This window comes from uncultured Psychrobacter sp. (genome assembly GCF_947488565.1).
Lineage (GTDB): Bacteria > Pseudomonadota > Gammaproteobacteria > Pseudomonadales > Moraxellaceae > Psychrobacter > Psychrobacter saeujeotis.
In genome coordinates this window covers 340,296-361,731 of the sequence record NZ_CANKZC010000001.1, presented here as the reverse complement: position 1 = coordinate 361,731, position 21,436 = coordinate 340,296, and the positions used below count along the sequence as shown (strand labels likewise).

14 protein-coding genes and 1 pseudogene are annotated in these 21,436 nt (G+C 42.6%); 8 read left to right on the top strand and 7 right to left on the bottom strand.

All coding sequences use genetic code 11. From position 1 onward, the window contains the following. The first annotated feature begins 8 nt into the window (after positions 1–8). The 8 genes from Q0890_RS01350 to Q0890_RS01315 are packed head-to-tail and all read left to right on the top strand — an operon-like array spanning position 9 to position 12,410. On the top strand, positions 9–2,759 hold the full coding sequence (locus Q0890_RS01350; protein ID WP_299216524.1) for a contractile injection system protein, VgrG/Pvc8 family: 2,751 nt from the start codon (positions 9–11) through the stop codon (positions 2,757–2,759). A gap of 2 nt (positions 2,760–2,761) precedes the next feature. Beyond that, the gene (locus tag Q0890_RS01345; protein ID WP_299216521.1) at positions 2,762–3,637 is read left to right on the top strand and encodes a hypothetical protein; all 876 of its coding nucleotides are present in this window, start codon (positions 2,762–2,764) and stop codon (positions 3,635–3,637) included. Next, positions 3,634–7,020, top strand: coding sequence for a toxin VasX (locus Q0890_RS01340; protein ID WP_299216518.1), 3,387 nt, complete (start codon positions 3,634–3,636; stop codon positions 7,018–7,020). The genes Q0890_RS01345 and Q0890_RS01340 overlap by 4 nt, the downstream gene beginning before the upstream one ends. A gap of 13 nt (positions 7,021–7,033) precedes the next feature. Further along, on the top strand, positions 7,034–8,101 hold the full coding sequence (locus tag Q0890_RS01335) for a hypothetical protein (RefSeq protein ID WP_299216516.1): 1,068 nt from the start codon (positions 7,034–7,036) through the stop codon (positions 8,099–8,101). A gap of 19 nt (positions 8,102–8,120) precedes the next feature. Next, complete coding sequence (locus tag Q0890_RS01330) at positions 8,121–9,197, top strand: hypothetical protein (RefSeq protein ID WP_299216513.1); 1,077 nt, start codon at positions 8,121–8,123, stop codon at positions 9,195–9,197. Positions 9,198–9,211: 14 nt separating this feature from the next. Continuing rightward, positions 9,212–10,276 carry a hypothetical protein gene (locus Q0890_RS01325; RefSeq protein ID WP_299216510.1) on the top strand — a complete coding sequence of 355 codons (1,065 nt, stop codon included), beginning with the start codon at positions 9,212–9,214 and terminating at the stop codon, positions 10,274–10,276. A gap of 3 nt (positions 10,277–10,279) precedes the next feature. Then, complete coding sequence (locus tag Q0890_RS01320; RefSeq protein WP_299216507.1) at positions 10,280–11,332, top strand: hypothetical protein; 1,053 nt, start codon at positions 10,280–10,282, stop codon at positions 11,330–11,332. Between the two features lie 16 nt (positions 11,333–11,348). Continuing rightward, positions 11,349–12,410, top strand: a complete 1,062-nt coding sequence (locus Q0890_RS01315) for a hypothetical protein (RefSeq protein ID WP_299216504.1) — start codon at positions 11,349–11,351, stop codon at positions 12,408–12,410. A 396-nt stretch (positions 12,411–12,806) separates the two neighbouring features. Here the strand turns inward: Q0890_RS01315 and Q0890_RS01310 are convergent, their stop codons facing one another. From Q0890_RS01310 to Q0890_RS01280, 7 genes and pseudogenes are all read right to left on the bottom strand, one after another. Then, on the bottom strand, positions 12,807–14,114 hold the full coding sequence (locus Q0890_RS01310) for a lytic murein transglycosylase (RefSeq protein ID WP_299216501.1): 1,308 nt from the start codon (positions 14,112–14,114) through the stop codon (positions 12,807–12,809). 353 nt (positions 14,115–14,467) lie between these two features. After that, positions 14,468–16,204: a BCCT family transporter gene (locus tag Q0890_RS01305; protein ID WP_299216498.1), complete on the bottom strand. Its 1,737-nt coding sequence runs from the start codon at positions 16,202–16,204 to the stop codon at positions 14,468–14,470. Positions 16,205–16,262: 58 nt separating this feature from the next. Further along, a pseudogene (locus tag Q0890_RS01300) lies at positions 16,263–17,748 on the bottom strand (aldehyde dehydrogenase). 66 nt (positions 17,749–17,814) lie between these two features. Next, the gene (locus tag Q0890_RS01295) at positions 17,815–18,852 is read right to left on the bottom strand and encodes an LLM class flavin-dependent oxidoreductase (RefSeq protein ID WP_299216495.1); all 1,038 of its coding nucleotides are present in this window, start codon (positions 18,850–18,852) and stop codon (positions 17,815–17,817) included. Positions 18,853–18,917: 65 nt separating this feature from the next. Next, complete coding sequence (locus Q0890_RS01290; RefSeq protein ID WP_299216492.1) at positions 18,918–19,829, bottom strand: flavin reductase family protein; 912 nt, start codon at positions 19,827–19,829, stop codon at positions 18,918–18,920. Positions 19,830–19,865: 36 nt separating this feature from the next. Continuing rightward, entirely contained in the window at positions 19,866–20,708 is an 843-nt protein-coding gene (locus Q0890_RS01285) for an alpha/beta hydrolase (RefSeq protein WP_299216489.1), read from the bottom strand. Between the two features lie 13 nt (positions 20,709–20,721). Next, the gene (locus Q0890_RS01280) at positions 20,722–21,324 is read right to left on the bottom strand and encodes an amino acid synthesis family protein (RefSeq protein WP_299216486.1); all 603 of its coding nucleotides are present in this window, start codon (positions 21,322–21,324) and stop codon (positions 20,722–20,724) included. Positions 21,325–21,436: the final 112 nt, after the last annotated feature.

Here is a 21,436-nt window from a genome sequence, read left to right as displayed (position 1 = left end):
GGCACTTTATGGTATGGACTCAAACAAAGCGGCGTGTGCAACTGAGTAGTGCTCATTCTGATATTGCCACCAGTCTCATTCAGCAGGCTGACTTGGTTGAAAGCTTACTGGGGTTGCCTTTGCCCGACAGCGTTTGGGGTAAGCCTGCGCTTATGCCAACGCCTGACGCTTATCCAAGTCCCTACCATCAAGACCAACGTCAGCAGTCCTATAAACAGCGCCAGCTTGCCCTCTATTGTGGTTATCGTATTAGCATCACCTTACTGCATCCACAAGCAGGACTGGATACCAAAGACTGGATAGGCCAAAGCCTCGCTATCCACTGGCACACAGGTGACTCTCTACTGCCGAGTCAAATTCGCCACGGCATCATCACCGAAGTCATCGCCCTTGGTAGCAACAGCGGCATGGCCGCTTACCGCATCATCTGTGAACCTGCTCTTAGCCAGCTACGCCTAAACAGTCATAACCGCCGTCATCATCATCTCAGCTTAAGCGAGCTTATCACCGATATTATCAGTCCATACGATATAAACGTTGAGATTGACGAGCGCTTAAGTAGCGCCAGCAATTACCATATACAGCACAGCGTCCAATATAACCAAACGGATCTGGCTTACTTGACTCAGTATTTGGCGCTTTTTGGCATTACTGGCTACTATCGTCATGAGGCGGACAAGCACACCCTAGTACTCATTCCCAACGACCATAGCGACTTACGTCCAGATCATAACGATATCCAGAGTATCCTTAGTCAAAACTCCACCAGTCTCGCCGATAGACAAGACCGTATCACTGCCATATACCCACAAATAAGCCAGCACACCCAGCAAAGCGCCATACATCGCTATGACAATCGATTAGTAGGCACCTATACCGGCAGCAGCACCAGCGAGCAAGCCATAGATACAGACAGCTCAAGCAGCCACAGCCGCTTCCTGCACAGTCATAGCTACCTAAATGACGACGGACTAACTGCGCTTGCTACCCGCTATCAGCAGCACGCCCAACAACATGCCAACCTTGGCAGCCTAACCGGCAATATTCGCCATCTGAGTCTACCAAGCGCCCACTACATCGACGGCAACCCGTATCTCACCGAGCCCCTAAGCCTAGTCTCCATCCATCATAGTATCAACAACCACATACCCGTAGACTGGCTTGGCGTAGCACCCTTTGACCCCTTAACCCTACAGCCCAACCCCAATCTAAAGCGCCAGCAGACCGATGACGATGACATCAACAACAATAATAATGACAATGACAACGTCCACCATATCACGGTTTGCTATCTGCCATTTCCGCATCATCACCATATTCCTTTTGGTGAACAGCTTACTAAACTTGGCGCACCGCATCCAAGTCTCACAGGACTCATGAGCGCTAGCATCATAGACACCAATAGCAGTAGTGCGGTAGATAATGACCGCAATCACCGCGCTCACATCCGCTACCACTGGGAAAGTGATAGCAGTGGAGAAACTGGCACTGAACAAAGCGCCCAATGGATACCCATCGCCAGCCACTTAGTCGCCGACCACATGGGACAGACCCATTCTCTGCGCCACGGCCAACACGTCCTCATCGACTTCATCGGTGGCGACATTACCCATCCGATTATCATCGGCAGCACCCACAACGGACAAGGCAATGATAACGCCCAGCATAACCGCATCGCCAGTGACACAGACTTCATTGATGCCACCAGTCCTGCTTGGTTCATCAATCAAAGCCATGCTTATCCCATTGACGGCATCAAAACCCAAAGCATTGACTCCAGCCGTACAGGAGAAGCGACTAAAGACAGCACTATCAACGGCTACAACCAGCTGATGTTTGACGCCCACCCTGAGAGTCCGCAGATTAACCTTTATAGCAGCAGCTACCAGTCCAGCCTCACTATCGGACATCTGTACCAGCACAGCGACCATGTTCGTGGTCAAGCACGTGGACGAGGCATCAGTCTTGAAACTATAACGGCATCAAATGTACAAGGCAGCACCGGACTGCATATTAGCAGTCAGCAATCAACGCAGCACATGAGCCATGACAGTCATAGCAACTTGCAGACAGCTGATCAGCATCAAAGCGCCTATCAAGACTTAGCAGCGGCGCATCAACCTGTCGGGTTAAATAGTACGAACAATAAAAGTAAAGATAAGAGTAATAAAGACGACAGCCAAACGCCCTTTGCCGAGATAAGTCGTGACACCAATGACAGTACCCTCAATGAATCAGGACAATGGCAACAGCCGCATGTGCTCATCGACTCCCAGCGTCACCTTGCCATCATGAGTGGACAACACAGCCAGCAGACCAGCACCCAAAGCACGCACAGTCATGCTTTAGGTAACACCCATCATCACAGCCAAACCCAGATGAACCAGCTAGTGGCAGGGGACATCCATTACTACAGTAACAAAGCACAAACCCATACCGCCGCGTACGGCGATGTGACATTGCACGCCCATCAAGATGAGATGCGTCTGGATAGCGAGCAAGTGCTACGAATCCATAGCCGCGATAGTATTGAGTTTATCGCCCCTGATACCCTAACCCTAAAAGCAGCTGGTAGCGGTATTGAGATATCAGGGGGTAAGGTGACCTTTATTACGCCCAAGCAAGTGGGGTATAAGGCGAGTAAGGTGGATTGGGGAAGTGGGGGTGAACGTGGTCCAACGATTACCATGCCTCAAGATGAGCTTGCCGATTGTGTTGCCAAGACTGGTAGTGCTGGTAATAAAGGTGGAGCAGTCTAAGCATGCTAATACCGAAAGTAGAGTTTCTCGATGATCTTCAAGCGACCGACGCTTATCAAAAGCAACTTAAGGCTTTATATCTAACAGTCTCTGATAATCAATATCAAACGCTGACGGTCCTTATCGATCTAAATACTTACGGTACAGCCGTCTTTGATTTATTGGACTGCGGCATAGATTTGCCATTTAAGCGCACCAAACGCATTCATCATAGCTTTGGCGATGATTTGGCACTTATTGAGATGTCACTAGATAGTAGTAAAGGTCAACGGCTACTTGAGCAGCTACTAGCATTGGCACTATATGAAAACACCTATGATATATCTGGTCATCCGCATCCACGTAGTGTCTGTCTATGGTTGTTTGACCAACCAATCACTGAAACGCTCAAACATAGTATATATCTGATAGGACAGGCGTATGGAATGGGGACAAACAAGCGTCGTTATTTGCGCTATTGGGATCCTAGAGTCATGGCTCTATTGACTCATATTTGGACGGCTGAGCAAAAGCTGCAGGTATATCAGTTAGGATTGACTCATATTTACTATATTGACTGGAATAGTGAGATGACGGTATTGACTTTACCTACGCCAAATGAGGCTTATCCAGCTGCTAATATTCAAAAAACCTTAGGGCAGCTTAAACCATTACCGTTTAGATTTAGTCAGCAGCAGTGGCAGCTGCTTGGGCAAGCGGAGTGGATAAATATGATATTGCGGCAGCTGAAAGAACGAATAGTGATTAACACTCAATCCTATAAAACTGTGATGAACCAAGCATTACTTATTGTTCAAAGTCAAACTACGCAGCAGCAAGCAGTTAAGAATATTGTTGAGAGTTTAGAGCAGCCTAGAAATCAGGGAGTAGGGAGATGAGTAGTGACTTAAGTTTTATGGATAGATTGACAAATAATCATAGAAGTTACCAAGACAAAAAGAAATCCGAGCCTGTAGTATTAGAGTACAACTATGAGATTCCAATTAAAAGCGATGAGCCGCCCGTAGAAGTGCTTGCAGATAAAATAACAGTTATCGCAGAAACGAGCTGTTCTTATAAGTGCGGAAAAGTTGGCATACCGATTTTGCCTGTAGTATTGAGTAAAACAGACTATAAAATATCGCCAAGAGACGAGCGTTACTTTTCCCATTCTATTACTCCTATACCGTCCAGTCACAATGCGGTTGCAAGCATACCCACTCATTCTTATTTATACTGTTATGTAGAAGATAATGAAGGTTATTATTGGTATGAATATTACACAGGGTCTGATGGTGCACTAAAAGAAAAAAGACGTTTGTTTGAGGAGGATTTTGTAGAAGATCATAATCAGTCTGGACAAATAGACGTCCAGAATATAGATGAGTCTGATGACGATAACATTGACGAAGATGCACAGCCATTTACTTGTACAGAAAAAAAACACAGTACGTTGGATAGTAAGTTTATTACTTTACTTCAAGGGGATATAGCATGGTTGATGGTTAGTCACGCCAAGCTAAGTAAATCTACATTAAGAAAGTATATCGATAACGAGGGTTTACGTAATAAACGCATGCAGAAGTTCATTGCCGATGACTTAACTGGCAATAACAATACCGTTAATATGAGCGTGAATGAGACTGACTATATAAAGAGCTTCTCTCGGCGTAAGCAACTTGCTCAAGATAGAGACATCGCTAGTAGAATTGATGTATCAGAGCAAAGTGGAGGCAATGATATAGTAGGAGGTACGGTAGCCGCTACAGCGCTTTATAGAAGTATGGAGAGGAGTATCGCAGAATACGATGAATCTGTTACTTCGGAAATAAAGCCTATTATGGTCGCCCTACCAGATCCTGTAGGTGAGGTATTAGCAGCGACAGAGAAACGGAACTACTTACTTAAAAAACTAGATGATGCTCAAAAAAATGAAAGTAAAATAAGAGAGCAAGTCAATGCTATCATTATTGTTAATATCCGACAAAGTTTAGAAGCAAGTGTTGAGTACGATTCAACTGTACCGCAAGCGCCTGGTACTATGGGTTATCACATAACAGGTCGCAATGAGATCAGCCAAAAAAATAATAAAAACATTTATAACTATATTAATCAAGCAAAATTCCAAACTGTCCTAGAGGAGGCAAAAAAGAGTCGTCAAGATAAAGCCGACATTGCAGCAGCACGACAAATATTCGTAAACACAATTAAACGTCCTGAGTTTGCATTTATCATGCGTGAAGACTTCCCTAAAAATGATGAGGATAGTCATGTAGGTTACGCGCAAATAATCGCCCAAGCAATTCAGGGTATCGGTATTGATGAAAGTAACATCGGCATCCCAGATGCGATATGGACAGATTATAAGCCTGAGCAAGTAACAGGTATGACAGCCAAGCAAGAGTTTGAACAATCGCTATTGACTTGTATCACAGGCGAGAAACCTATTGAAGACAACTGGTTAATTAAAGCGCTTATTGGTTTGAATCAAGAAGACATCAATAGAATGCAAGACGCACCAACCTTTGAAAACCTAGCGCGAGTCAGTGACTTTATCGGTACGGCGACAAACTGGGCAATGGCATTTAAAGCAGAAAGACAAAAGCGAAAAATCAAAGCCAATATAGCTCATGATATTCAGCGTCTTAACGATCTTGCTAACTACAAAGCGCAAGTTGTTCAAACGATCAGTAGTAATATGAGCCATATTAAGGATAACAATAAGTGGCTATACAGGGTTGATCTATGGACACAAGCCACTGTGCATCAAGCTACAGGGTTTAAACTGGCGCAAAGAGTTCTAAAGTACAGTCCAGAAGCCGTACTTAAATGGAGCGAGCAGCGTCTAAGCCGATCTATTAATAAAGCCAAACCTCATCAAACATTACTACCAGCTAGTATAGACAATAGAGTTGTCAGTAATGTCACCTCTGTACAAACGCCAATAGCGCTTGACTTTGTTGGCTCTCACGGGGTCGATTCAAGAGCGTTAGATATCTATGACAGGGCAGCTGCTGGTGATCAGTATGCTCGTACTATCGTCACTATGTATGCAAGCGAGGATGCTGCGCGCGCCACTCAGACCGTCAATCAAGATATTGATAGTCAAGTGGGGCAGTTGAATAAGGATTTAGACCCCATCAGTGGTCAATACAGCCAGCTTGAGCGCCAATCAGCAGGCAAAGCGGCACTAGTATCAGTAGGTATTGGTCTGTTTCAGTTACGTAGTATATGGATGGGCAAGAGCAGTCTTGGTAGTATGGCGCGTAGAGGCGACCGTTTGGGTCTTGAGTTTATGACAGGTTATGCCAGTACGACGCTTGCGCTCACGACTGCCAGCCTTGATGTCGCTAATGCGGGACTACAGATGAAAGCGGCGCGTGGTGCTTGGGTGGCAAGGCTTAGTTTAAGCGTGGGTGTGCTTGGCGCTGTCGGTGCTGGGTTTGAGGTACATAGTTTGGAGCTAAGTCAGCAACGGATGAAAGAAAGTGGTAGTACGACTTCTGCCGATGCTATAACTATTGCTCAAGGTGCGGCAGTAACGGCAGGTGTCGCTGGTTTTGGCTATGGGTTATTATCATTTACAAGTATAGGCGCTTTTGCATTACCTTGGCTTGGCGCTATTATAGCAATTGCTTGGGGCGTCAGCTTGATTGCTCAATGGATTGCCTTTCGCTATGACAAAGGGAATATTCTGCCTGTTCACTATTGGTTAGACGCTGGCGTCTTTGGCAATAGAGCTATGCTAAATGACGAGTATCCTAATAATCCGTTTAAGATACAGGCAATGGGCAGCATTGAGCAAGACATGCATGCTTATAATTTAGCGTTGACTGAGATACAAGTTAATCCAAAATTTGCAACAAACACTGCCGATTTTAGACAAACATTATCGGGACAAATAGAGATAACGTTGAGTCAGTGGAATGATGATAGCGAGCTTGTCGTAGAGTTTATCGGTATTGGCAATCAAGAGCTGGGACTTGATAGAAAGTCCTTTAGCATAGAGACGCTTAAGCGACAAAACAAAGCAATGATCACCGAAGCAGGACTACAAGTTACCTTAGATATACCTAAAACCAGTCACTTTCAAGCACAATACCTAGGCTCATACAAAGAAGGCACGCGAGACCCCAATAAGATACAGCAAATGCAAGAAGCGAGAGAGAGAGCACAAGCTAATCCTAACCGTCAGATTGAACAGTTAAGAGTGGTAGTTTTGTACTCACTAAACCCAAGTATAAATCCATATTATCAACTGCGTACGACGGTGACCAGCTAATAGAGATAGATCAATGATTGAAGACAAACATAGTCAATTTGCCAAACACATTAATGAGTTGCAAGAAGTTCTTGAAAGCCCCTATAGCAGCAAGATAGATAAAACGTTATTAAAAGATAGTGAGGATATCGAGCATCTAAATAAAGAAATTGCTAATATTAATCCTGACTATATGACGTTTTTACCAAGTTATTTCTGGTATTATTATTTTGGAATAGGGTGGGTTTACATAACGGCATTGTTCCTGTCTAATTTCATTTATGATGACATTACTTACGTGTACGTTAGACCTGAAGGATGGGGATTAATCAATATCATAGGTACCTTACTTTATCTTTTTGCAGCGGGAATACCTATCCTTTTACTCTTATATCAATTTATTAGAAAACATCCGTATCGTATCCAGTACTACTTTTTAAAGAAAGAGCAAAAAGTCGCTTATTACTATCGCCCTTTACTACAGTTTTTTAAACCTTTTGAGTTAAAAATAGTAGATTATAAAGATCTCATTCCTGAAATACACACCATCAAAAATAACACAGCATACACTCCATTAAATCTATATATCGCGAATCCTAACACAGGAGATATTACCCACCATATAAAACCGCATGATGTCAGTGTTGACCCGCGTGTGCATTGGGCATTTATTCGTACCTATATGGAAAGTAATGCCACCGACTTACCGATAGATCCTGAGCTCTGTGAGGCTTATCCCACTGATACCAGTAAATCACTATTTGCTTGTAGCGATATCGTCTTTCGTAAATACGGTATATTACCGAGTGATCATTCTGGCGGTGGTCAAATTATGGTCTTTATAATAGGCTCACTATTTACACTTGGCTATCTATTGCAAGGAAATAATTATCAAACTGCCAAACGCGCCATCCTACATCCTGACGTGCAAAAGCTACTCACATGGGACGGTCAAGATAATCCGTATCCGATACAGCCTATAACTGATGAAGCCAGATTAGCCTTTGAAGGTAGAAATTGGGAGGTTAATGTCAGATGGGTATGTATCATACTTATTAACGTTGGCTTATTTGTATGGGCTGTTGTTGCTTATAATAGTTGATAGAGATTGAGATAGCATCATGCAATTACGCGACGACTTTGCTAAACATATCAGTGAGCTGCACAATCCTATTGACCGTCCTTATACCGCTAGTATAGATAAAAGCTTACTAGAAAGTACTGAAGATATTGAACATCTAAATAAAGAAATTCACGATGTCAATCCTGATTATTTGACATTCCTACCTGCGTACTTTTGGGTGTTTTATTTTGTTATCGGCTGGGTGTATTTTTCTTCACATTTTTTTGTAGCTACTTTCATTGGGGATATATTTTACAGAAAGATGTTTCAAGAAGGGACATCTTCAGGGTGGATTTTCTATTTTGATATTTTTTTCCTAATAGCTTTATTTATAGTTTCCTGTACACCACTAATTCTAATCCTCTATCAATTCATTACCAAGAAACCGTTTCGCACCCAATACTACTTCTTAAAGCAGCAGCAAAAGATAGCCTACTACTACCGTCCGTTATGGAAATTTAGACAGCCCTACGAGCTAAAAATAGTAGACTACAAAGACGTACGCCCAGACCTGCACCAAGATCCATACAATCGAGCTTACACACCGCTTAACTTATATGTCGCTGACCCTGAGACTGGAGACATTACTCATCATCTTAAACTTGAGGACTACAGGGTTAATCCGCGCGTGCAATGGGCGTTTATCCGCACCTACATGGAAAGTCCAAGCGAAGCGCTACCCATAGATCATGAAGAATGCCGCGCCTATCCTACGGATACCAGTGGCTCACTATTTGCCTGCGCTGATATTATCTATCGCAAAAACGGCATACTGCCTAGCGATCATTCTGGCGGTGGTCAAATCATGGTCTTTATAATGGGTTCAATAATAGCCTTAGGTAATCTATTTCAGGGTAATCATTACCAATGTACCAAACGCGCCATCTTACATCCTGACGTGCAAAAGCTACTCACATGGGACGGTCAAGATAATTCGTATCCGATACAGCTCATAACTGATGAAGCCAGATTAGCCTTTGAAGGTAGCAATTGGGAGGTTAATGTCAGATGGGTATGTATCATACTGATTAACGTTGGCTTATTTGTATGGGCTGTTGTTGCTTATAATAGTTGAGATTGAGATAATAAATGCAACTACGCAACGACTTTGCTACTCATATTAGTGAGCTTAATAATCCTATAGAGCGTCCATACACTCAGCTTATAGATAAGACGCTACTTAAGGATCATGAAAGTGATATCGACTATCTGAATAGAGAAATCCATAACATAAATCCCGATTATCTGACCTTTTTCCCTGCTTATTTTTGGTATTTTTATTTTATTATTGCATGGGTTTACGTATCAGCTTTGTTCCTATCTAATTTTATCTATGACGACATTACTTACGTTTACGTAAGACCTGAAGGATGGGGTTTAATAAACATCGTAGGTACGATACTTTATTTATTAGCAGCGGGAATACCTCTGCTTTTGCTTCTCTATCAATTCATTACCAAGAAACCGTTTCGCACCCAATACTACTTCTTAAAGCAGCAGCAAAAGATAGCCTACTACTATCGTCCGCTATGGAAAATCAGACAACCCTACGAGCTAAAAATAGTAGACTACAAAGACGTTCATCCAGACCTGCATCAAGACAAAGGCAATCGAGCGTACACACCGCTTAACTTATATGTCGCTAATCCTGAGACCGGAGATATCACCCATCATCTAAAATTAGAAGACTATAACGTCAATCCTAGAGTGCAATGGGCATTTATCCGCACCTATATGGAAAGCCCAAGCGAAGCGCTACCCATAGATCATGAAGAATGCCGAGCTTATCCTACGGATACCAGTGGCTCACTATTTGCCTGTAGTGACATCCTCTACCGTAAGCACGGAGTGCTGAGTAATGAACATGACGGGGCAGGGTCAACTGTGATGTTACTCATGTCTTCATTGTATGTCCTAGGACACTTATTCCAAGGCAGTCACTATCAATGCGTCAAACGCGCTATCTTACATCCTGACGTGCAAAAGCTACTAACTTGGGACGGTCAAGATAATTCGTATCCGATACAGCTCATAACTGATGAAGCCAGATTAGCCTTTGAAGGTAGCAATTGGGAGGTTAATGTCAGATGGGTATGTATCATACTGATTAACGTTGGCTTATTTGTATGGGCTGTGGTGGCTTATAATAGTTGAGCAATGATGGCAATTACTTGGGGCATAAGCCTTATCATCCAGTGGGTCGCCTTCTGCTATGACAAAGGACATATTCTACCTGTCCACTATTGGCTAGATGCTAGCGTATTAGGTAAGACTAGCTTTGCCAATAAGCTCATATATCGAGCAGGGTGGATAGGGATAGTTGGCGCGACATTTGAAGTGGGAAGCTTAGCGATTTATGGTTATCGTAAGTTTAATGATGGGAATACTGAATCTTGGATTTTTAGTGGTACCGCTGCTTTCTCAATAGGCGTCTCAGCTTATGCTGGATTCAATCTATGCTTGTTAGCGATAGCATCGCCCGCTGCCGTGCTACCTGCACTGCCACTATTAGCGATTATGTTTATTGGCATGACCTTAAGCTATACTTTTCAACGTCTAGCTTTCAAATTTGATGATAAACAAAACGTACTTATCGAATATTGGTTAGACAACAGTGTCTTTGGCAATAAAGCCATGCGAACACAGGACTACTTTCTAATAAATCCATTCCAGTCAAAGCCTGATTTTAACAGCTTAGCAGAAGACATTAGCGGCTTTATCACCGCATCCACCTTATTCTTAGCCAATAACCGTTTGCAAACTTTTCAAGGTAATGTGCCTGTGGAGCACAAAACAGAATCAAACAGTGAGATAAGGCTACCGCCAGTCTTTGGCAGTGTGCGAGAGCATCTGACCTTATTTGAAAGTCAGGTTCACATTGGCAATTGGGACAAAGCAAGCCAGTTGACGATAGAAGTCGTCGCTGATAAAAACGGCAGAGAACAAAATTTATATAAAGCGACATTCTATCACTCTGCCAGTGGCAAACCCTCTGCTAGTAGTATCGCATCATCAGCTATTGAGCAGTTAAGGCCTGTAGTGACCAAAGGAGAGTCAGACGATCAGTATATTATTAATACTCAGCTATTAAAGTTTAAACCGCATAGTATTAGTAGGGCAAAAGTGATTGTGACTTATACGCCTGATACTAGCCGCAATCCGTCATATCCTTTAAAAGACGTTGGCTATTTAGATAACAACAAGTATTAAAGGTTGCGAGAAAATAATGATTTATAATCCTCCAAACAATACTCATCCTATCGGAAAGCTATTAAGTAAACCTTATGAAGAAACTATACCTGCTTATCGAGAGAAAATACCTAGCATAGAAAAACTTAGCCGTGATGTGCACGAGGTCAACCCAGATTATCTACTGTTTCATCCTATTATTAACTCGTATCAATTGGTTGGATTTTTAATGGCTTACGCCTTTAGTTGGTTGTTTGGGCAGTCGTTTTTTTTGATGACGGCTATGGTTATGGCAGTTATTAAAGATGGGTCTATATTTGATTATTTCCTAGCTTTTTTTATTATTATTTTAAATTTTTTAATGTTTGGATTATTACCGTACTTAGCATACAAGCAATTTAAAAGTAAAAAGTCTTATTCCAACAAACTCATATTACTAAAACAGACCCAACAAATTGCCTACTATGAGCACAATCGCAAGCAAGAGCCTATCTTTCATCTAATTAATTACAAAGACATTGTTGCCTCAGTCAGACACAATAAGGGCGTCGAATTTGAGGCTTTAAATCTGCATGTAATTAACCCTAAGACAACTCAAAGCATCCAAAACATCAATCTTGAAGACATGCAACTCAACCCTTATGACCAGTGGACGTTTATCCGCACCTATATGGAGCGTCCAGCGGATGAGCTACCGCTTGATCCGAGATATGCCCACGCCTGTCCTACCGATATCAGTACCTCACTATTGGCCTGTGCTGATATTGCTCAAGAAAAAAAGAATAAAGGTTTAACAGGATTACGCCATGAAGTCACTATCATGGGCTGGCTACGCGCCTGTACAGTTAGCTTTTTAGATCTTGCTGAAGGTAATATCTATCAATCTAGTGCTAATCCTGCACTGCATCCTGAAGTACAACGTCGGCTTATGTGGGATGGTCAGAACAATCCCTACAATATTTTGCCCGTTACACCCGAGCGCCAAGCGGCTTTTGATAATGAGAACCAAACGGTAAAGCTGAAATGGTATTCAGGGATTGCAGTCAATGCCACATGGTTTATTGGGTCGATATTGTATGTGATGTTGGTGATTGCTTAAATGAAAACTGGAATGTATTGACCCAGATACCATTGGCAGATTAATGACAGCACTGAACAAAGCGTCATGGACAGCACGTACTTATCGATTTCATTATGGGCGACATCACCCATCCCATTATTGTCGGTATGTAGTGGTAACTTATAATAGCTAACGAAGTCACAATTTTAGACAGTATTTTGATTACAAGCTGCACCTTTAACTTAGTTTTTCTGCTTCGTTATGATGATGACTAATTATATATTGAGTCTGAAAGTCCTAGTTTAGGATATATGGTTATATATAGGTTAAGTATTCAAAAGGGAGCGACAGTATCTAATACCGTCACTCCCTTTATTTTATTAATAGGTCGACTATATCGAGCCATATATTACTAATAGTTAATTTAAGATAGCCTCACCAACTAGTCAACGACGAGGCACTACTTTGACTGATAAAACCATCTGGTGTTTGTCCATTGTTAGCCTGCCAGCTTTGAAATGCCTTACGAGTATTGGTGCCAATAATTCCATCAGCGCCTTTGGTATCATAGCCTGCACTGGTTAAGCGCTGTTGCAAACGGGTCACTTGTGAGGTCGATAGTGGACGCTCATAACGCGGCCATGATTTACGTAGGCCACTTTTTCCAACGATTGCATTACCTAATAAGCTGACCCCCAATGCATAGTTTGATGAGTTATTATAGACTTTTATCACATCGAAGTTAGGGCTAAGCAGTAGGGCTGGGCCATCTTTACCAGCAGGTAGCCAAAGCTCCATCTGCGTATTGGCATCTAAGCTTACATCATCAATGGTATCGAGACCGAGGGCTGCCCATCTAGCAGCAGGCTGCTTGGTACTGACCGTAGAGTAATCAAAAGATGCTGGCAAGGTGACTTCGTAGAATGGTGCCAGACCGCGTACCCAGCCTGAGTTGCTCAGGTAGTTAGCGGTTGATGCCAGCGCGTCAGCCGTTGACCATGGATTGCGATGACCGTTACTGTCGCCATCGACACCATGTTTTACCCAAGTATCAGGGATGAACTGCGTCTGTCCCATACCACCTGCCCAAGAGCCTTCAAGTTGAGACCAAGATACATCGCCACGCTGTAATAGCTGCATAAGTGACAGTAATTGAGTTTCAGCGAATTCTTGACGGCGTCCATCATAGGCAAGGCTTGCAAGTGCACTTGGTAAATAGCTGTTGCCAGTGACTGCACCAAACGAGGACTCCATACCCCAGATCGCAGCAATAATCTCTGCATTAACACCATATCGGGATTCTAAACTTGATAAATACGAGCGTTGCTCTGCAAATTTACGTTTACCAGTTGCGATGCGTCCATCTGACGCCGCTGAGTCTGCATACTCCCACGGCATTTTAGAAAACTCAGGCTGACCTGAGTCGAGTGAAATAACTTGCTCGTTTAGGTAGGCTGAGCTGAGTAAACGCTGAACATCGGATGAGCTATATCCGGCAGACATAGCACGCATAGAAAAGTCTGACTTCCAATCTGAAAAACTGCGGTAGCTAGGTTTAGGAGTAATGACCGTCTGTTGTTGAACAATAACAGGAGCAGGTTTTACTTTAATAGTTTGAGTCTGTGTCACCTGAACGTTGCCTTGACGCACAGGCTTAGTTGGTTGCTGCGTTGTCGGTTGAGTGGCACAACCAGCTGCTAATAGTATAGGCAGTAGGATCGCATATTGCTTATTTAACATCATAAAAGGTCTCGAATATCAATAAATACTAGAACAATAGTAGAAAAATAGGTCAAATTTAAAACAAGTTTGAGGTCATAAAGGATCGGTGCTGAGAGCTATTATGAACCAACAACGAAAAATTACTGTAGCAATAAACAGGCATAAAGTCGATGGTATAAATACGGTTATTATTGATTTTGAAATAGATAATCAGAAGGGAGGTACTGTTTGGCGGGTTTAGTTTTGAGTGTAGAGATATAGAGTTTCGTTTAAGAATACTGGCGTAATCTATTAGACAAAAAAACCTCAAGTAAACGAATACTTGAGGTGATTTTTTTAAACGTATAAATATTTTGTTTTGAACATGACATTCATCAAGGTTCTCTTGAACGCATACTATCTAGAATCAATGCCTTTAATAAACTAATAGCCATCAAAATAATGATAAACGAAAAGGGTATTGCTGCAATGATCATAGCGGAGGTGATAGCATCTAAGCCTCCAGCTAATAGCAATGCCGCTATCACAGAACTCAATGCAACGCCCCAAATAATTATATGTTTTGAGCTATTTTCTACTTTAACTTTACCTCCAGAATTGACCGTATTGACAACTAATAATGCAGAGTCAGCAGAAGTGACTAGGTAAGTAAGTAGCAATATAACAACCATGGTTGACATCATATTGGCCATAGCAGGATCTAACATAAAGCCAATGATTTCAAACAACTGAGCGGTCAATCCTGATTCAAAAATCTTACCGCCGGCAATACCGCTTAGCTCTAAATTAATACCTGTACCACCGATAAAGGAGAACCAGACAAACAATGTCAGGCTAGGCGCTACAATACCGATTAAACCAAATTCACGAATCGTACGGTTTTTGGAGATACGAGCCAAGAATATACCAACGAACGGCGCAAAAGCAATCCACCATGCCCAATAAAAAATTGACCAGCTGGTTTGCCAAGCACCTAGTTCAGTATTGGGATCCCAGACAGTAATGACCATCGCAGGTAGGTTGACGACATAGCTAAAAATACCTTTTCCTAGCATCTCTAAGGCAAACATAGTCGCGCCAAAAATTAAGAAAAATGCTAAAAGTAAAAAAGATAACACCATATTGATGTTACTAAGCCATTTTATACCGCGTCCAACTCCTGATAAAGCAGAGCCTATCGAAAGACACATTACCACAAATAGCGATAGCAACAATGCTCCTGTGGTTGGCTCAGGGTTGACAGGGTCGGTCACCAACCAGGCGATACCTGTAATACTATATAGCCCTGAAGCAAAGGAGCTTAAGCCTATACCAATGGTTTGAGAAATACCAAATATCGTAGCAATTACCGCAGATATGTCAATAATGTTCCCTAGTGGTCCTTCTAAATGCTTACCAAATAAGGGTGTAAGAGCTGAGCGCATGGTCAGCGGTAAGCCGCGAGAATAGCAAAAAAAGGCCAAACAGATACCAACTAGACAATAAGTTGCCCATGCATTGATACCCCAATGAAGAAAGGAGTAGCGAAAGGCTGCATCTAAGGCAGCTTCGGTTTTGGGAATTATCACGCCATCAATAGGTGCTAAGGTATTAGCAGTAATTTGCTCTTGATAAAATGCAAAGACATCAGCGCCTTCTGGCAATCGAGTACCGCTTGTACTCAATGTCGATAAAATCACTTCTTTTGCCATGATGGTATCGGGATTGTTTGCCAAGTGCCAAATAGGTTCAGCGGCACTATAGGTTAGTACACCAATACCAATGCCTGCGCCAAAAATCATAGAAAACCATGAAAAATTTGAAAACTCTGGCTTGCCATTAGGATCAGAGCCAAGCTTGGTACGACCAAATGAAGGCCATAAAATAACGGTTAAGCAAACAAGAATATAGAACGCTACAGAATAGGTGTAGTAGCTATTGAGATTGGTGTACGACCAGTTTTTCATAACATCTAAGATAGCACCAGAGCGTTCGATATCGCTTAAAATCCAAATAACGACCAAGGTCACCAAAACTTTTGAAGTTATGGTGACAATGCGATTAAAACCCTTATAAAATCCTTTATCGTGAGTTTTGATATTTAACTCTTTTATGGGAGGTCGGATAGGCATAGTTTTTTCCTTAAAACTGAATGCAATGAACTACATTGGTTGATAGCCTAATATCGCACTATCTCATAACAAAAGGATTAGCCATCGGTTCCGCCGAAACATTAATCCACGTCGTTTTTGTGCGAGTATATTGAAGTACCGATTCGCTACCAGCTTCACGCCCGTAACCTGATTGATTGTAACCACCAAACGGAGCCATAGGGGAGATAGCTCGATAGGTATTGACCCAGCAAATACCCGAACGAATTTGTTGTGAGACACGGTGTGCGCGAGCCAAATTTTGGGTAAATACGCCAGATCCTAAGCCATAGACGCTATCGTTTGCCATAGCAATGGCTTCTTCTTCAGTATCGAAAGCCACTAGGGACATCACAGGTCCAAACATCTCAACGGTTTGCGTTTCAATATCAGTATGAGGGCACTCTACTAGGGTAGGGCTGAAATAGTTGCCTCCTGCTAAAGTTGCGTCTGTAGGAGGGTGACCGCCAAATCGAATAGTAGCGCCTTGTGAGACTGCTTTTTCTAACGTATCTTTAATACGATCTACTTGAGCCTTAGTACACAAAGGACCTACGTGAGTAGCAGAATCAAGAGGGTTGCCGATGACAATATTTTTAGCTTTCGCTTCTACGCGTTTGATGATTTCAGGCAAAATAGAGCGCTGGATAAAGCCACGAGAGCCTGCTACACAAGACTGACCGGATGCGCCAAAGTTACCCGCAATGAGGCCATTAGCCGCACTTTCTAAATCGGCATCATCAAAGACAATGATCGGGGATTTTCCGCCCAGCTCTAAGCTTGTTACGGCAAAGCTATTAGCCGAATTTCTAACCACATGACGTGCGGCATCAGGTCCACCAGAAGGCAATCTTGTCCACATCGGGATGACTGGTTAATGGAATAGCACAATTTTCAGCATCACCGGTGATGATAGATATCACCCCTTTAGGAAAGCCTGCTTGTTCTACCAGCTTGGCAAAGGCAAACATAGGACAAGGTGCTATTTCTGAAGCTTTTAGAATTACAGTACAACCTGCTGCTAGTGCAGGCCCTAGCTTCGTTGCCGTCAAAAACATCTGTGCGTTCCACGGTACAACTGCCGCGACGACACCAATTGGTTCGCGGCGAGTAAAGACATGCATGTCAGGCTTATCAATCGGTAGTGTTGCTCCTTCAATCTTATCGGCAAGTCCTGCAAAGTAACGATAATAATCACCAACATAACGTGTTTGGGCCACAGTCTCATGTGCCAGTTTTCCGCTATCGGTCGTTTCTATTTCTCCAAGTTTCTCAGCATTTTTTTCAATCAGTTCAGCGAGACGGTATAGTAGCTTACCTCGCTGTGTTGCTGTCATTTTTGCCCACTCAGGATTATTTAAAGCTGCTTTTGCACCACTGACGGCGCGTTCGACATCGCTTGAGTCAGCACAAGCGAAGGTTGCCCATGCTTCGCCCGTTGCAGGGTTTAGACTGTCCATGCGTTGGTCACTACTGCCTTCGCACCATTCACCGTTTATATACAGTTGATAATGAGGTTTGGTCATCGTTATTCTCCATATTTTTATTGAATTACCTGCTCATCTATTGATAAGTGATGAGTCTTAATGAGGCTACGAAAATGCTGGCATGACTTCATCGATGAATCGGCGTAACGAGTCTCGTTTTTGCTCATAAGTCATACTAGAATCAATCCAAAATGAAAATTCGTCATAGCCTAAAGCTTCATAGTGTTTGAGCTTCTTAATGACCTGATAAGGTGTTCCTATAGGCATGTTCTCTAACATTTTTTCAGGAGCGTACATCTCCATTTTTGCCATTTCTTCATCACTAAGGGGTTTAATTAACCCTTGCGTGACTGGACGCTCATTTTTGAACCATGAGCCAAAATAGCAATAAAAGCGGCTAATGGATTTTGCAGCTTCAGCAACGTCATCGGCATCACTGCCTACATAAGCATGTTGTAAGAGCATGATTTTTGGGTCTTTATCTTGCCCGTACTCATTTTTGGCATCTTTAAATCGCTGCATTAGAGTTTCGATTTCTTCAATACCCATCCATAAAGGCGTGACTTGCACGTTGCAACCATGTTCAACAGCATAGTTGTGGCTATTAGGGTCGCGCGCAGCAATCCACATAGGTACGCCACCTTCTTGTATAGGTTTTGGCGCTGATGTAGTAGCCGGAAATTGCGAATATTTGCCATCGTGGGCGTAATCACCTTTCCACAGTTTCTGAACCGCTGGAACAAGCTCGCGCATGCGTCCGCCAGCTTCCATGGCATCCATACCTGGCATTAAACGCTCATACTCAAAGCTGTAAGCCCCGCGAGCAATACCTAAGTCCAATCGTCCTTTGGTGAGAATGTCAGTCATCGCCGCTTCACCAGCTAATTTAATAGGATGCCAAAACGGTGCAATTATGGTCCCCGTACCTAGTCGAACATTTTTGGTATGGTGGGCTAAATCTACTAAGTTTAAGAACGGATTGGGGGCAATGGTAAAATCCATACCATGATGTTCACCAGTCCAAATGGCATGCATTCCACCTTGATCTGCCATTTTTGCTAGCTCAATAAAATCGTTATATAGCTGCCGATAGCTTTGTGATTCATCAATTCGTTCCATGTGTAAAAATAATGAAAACCTCATAACGCAACTCCTTTGCTCGTTTTTTAATTTGACTTTTTCTGTAGTATTTACGATAAATGTAAAGTTTAATGGACCTTGCCAAACTCTTCTTTGCCAACATACACACCATAAAAGCCATTTTTGCTTTCGATGGCGTAGCGATTCATCATGGTAGCCATGGCTTGAGTCGCAAAATTTTGTTCTGCAAGACTATCGATAGCGACATATTCCCCCAGTCCTTTGGTGTCTGCCGATTCTGCAAAGGCTCGGTAAAAAATATAATTATTATTGTTTTTTGTGTTTTCATAGATTGAGAAGACTGCACCTAGCTGAGCGTCAATACCTTTCTCTGCTAAAAACTGCTTAATAGTACTGAAAGCATTGGTGTTATCGTCAGTAATAGTGTTTGGTAGGTTGGCTTTGCCGTCACTTTGGCTCAATAACACTTTTCCATCGTGTTCGATAATCACACCCACACTGACTTGTTGTTGCTGGGTACTAATCTCTGCCGCTTCGCGTTCTAGTCCTAAGCTAAAATAACCGCCAGAAGCATACCCTAATCCGCGCCCTTCACGAGCTGAAAAATCTAGTACTTGGCCAACCAAAAGGTGATGATCGCCTGCTTCAAGATTACGCTCCGTTTTGCAAGAAAAATGTGTTAAGGCACCATCGATGATTGGATTACCTTGTTCATCTGTATGCCAAACAATTTGACTAAAACGGTCATCTTTTGAACCTGCAAAGATATTTGAGATGTTCTGCTGGTCTTCGCTTAAAATGTTGACGGCAAAGTTTTCGCAGTTGGCAAACACATCAAAACTGGATAGAGATTTTGCTGGGCACACTAATAATAGTGGTGGCTTAAGTGATACCGAAGTAAATGAGTTTGCAGTAAAGCCGACGGGTTTACCATCATCAGTCATAGCAGTTATCACAGTAACGCCAGTCATATAGCTGCCAAAAGCATTGCGTAAGGCTTTAGAGTCAAGTTGCTTCATGAGTACCTCTTCTTTTAAATTAAGCATGCTTTTAAATTAAGCAAGCGTCATATTATGCGATTCACATTGAGTAAAGAACGTCGCCAACGCTGCATTAACGTCATCAGCGTGGGTCATTTGGGTCATATGGCGGGCACCAGGTACGATAACCGCGTGACCACTGGGTAATAGTTCTGCCATCGCCAACGACATTTCAGGCTTAGAGTTAATGTCCAATTCGCCTGTTAGAAATAACGTAGGCACAGTAATGGACTTTAAATCAGCTGCTGCAATACCACGTAAATGGGCAAACATTTGATAAGCCCGTGCATATCCTAAGCGATTGCCATTATCCAACCATGTTCGGCATAATTCTGCTTCTGAGCGGTATTGAGAGTCGCCATCAAACCATCGAGCAATCGGTTGGTCAGTGACATTTTGTTCAAGGTTGTTTAGCAGTGATTCTGCTCGAGCTTGTACATCTTGAGCCGCGACATCTGGACGTTCATATATGGCATTAAATGCAGCAATACCGCGTACTACTTGGGGGTAAGATACCGCGGTTTGTAACGCTGTCATTGCTCCTAATGAATGTCCAACGATGATTGCTGGCTCGCCAATAACATTATCGATGAATGTTTTTAGCACGTCAGCAAAGTCTTGCAACGTCAACGAGGGGTTAGGTAGTAACTCACTCTCCCCATGTCCAGGCATATCGATCGCATAACAGCGATAGCGCTCTGTAAATGCAGATAACTGCTGGTTCCAGCTTTCTGCTCTCAAACCTACACCATGTATAAAAACGATTGGAGTAGTTTTTTCATTAACAGTGCTACTAGCCTTATCATTACCTTTGTAATGATAAGCGATTCCATTAGAGGTTTTACGTGACCACTTCATCAGTGATTGCTCCTTATACGGCTGCTGGATTGTCTAAATCGCGACCGAGGTCTTTCAAATCTTGGTAGCGATCACCAATACGGTGATGCGGCCGCCCGCCAGTTGCTCCTCCCAAAACAATCACGACTTCATCATCACGAGGCGCATCTGGGATAGCAAATTGGATGGTCAAATAATGTGAACGTCGACCTACATCGTCTTTATCCATCAGCGGTACCATGATGGGGGAGTTTGCTGTACCGCGTATATTAGTAAATGATAAATAACTACTCGCAGATAAGGCTTCACGATAAAAATTGCCAAAACGTAACGTATGAATTAGACCTGAGGCATGTTCGATTTCGCCGTTTAACCCGACGACAGCAGCCTTGCCATAAGCCTGTATTTTGTCTGCCCCGCCAGCCAAGTTAATTATCTTATCAGTCATCAGCTTACCCAAAATAGGACCATATGCTTGGATTTCAGGTTTTAAGTCTTCGACATAGCGCCCAGCCCATGGATTAGTAATCACAGCGGCAACAGCGAACAGTCGTAACGGTGTGTCAGTAGCTTTGAAACCTTCAATAAAAGTTTCTTCTTCAAAAGTAACAATTTTTCTAATTTCTGGCTTTAGCATGGTAGATTCCTTTTTAGATACATAGTATATTCCGTAATATGGTATACCATAATATGATATGACAAAGAATGCTATCTTTTTTTTTCATAATCGTTATAATCTCTTTATCTTC